Genomic DNA, 249 nt, shown 5'->3' with positions numbered 1-249 from the left:
GGTCGGTCATGACGTAGACGTCCTTCGCGCCGATCGCGAGGTCCATCGCCCCGCCGACGGCCGGAATCGCCCCGGGCTCGCCGGTCGACCAGTTCGCCAGATCACCGGATGCCGAGACCTGGAACGCCCCCAGCACGCACACGTCGAGGTGCCCGCCGCGCATCATGGCGAAGGAGTCGGCGTGGTGGAAGTACGCGGCTCCGGCGAGCGCCGTGACCGGCTGCTTTCCGGCGTTGATGAGGTCGGGAT

Annotated in this window: 1 protein-coding gene; it reads right to left on the bottom strand. The window is 69.9% G+C overall.

Annotated features, from left to right (window positions below; translation table 11 throughout):
• Positions 1-249 (bottom strand): CoA-transferase (locus EOD29_RS33770; protein ID WP_281059263.1); only part of this gene is annotated, 249 nt, incomplete at both ends.

The sequence above is a fragment of the Mesorhizobium sp. M1A.T.Ca.IN.004.03.1.1 genome (genome assembly GCF_003997555.1).
Taxonomy (GTDB): Bacteria; Pseudomonadota; Alphaproteobacteria; order Rhizobiales; family Rhizobiaceae; genus Mesorhizobium.
This window is presented reverse-complemented; position numbering and strand designations above follow the sequence as displayed.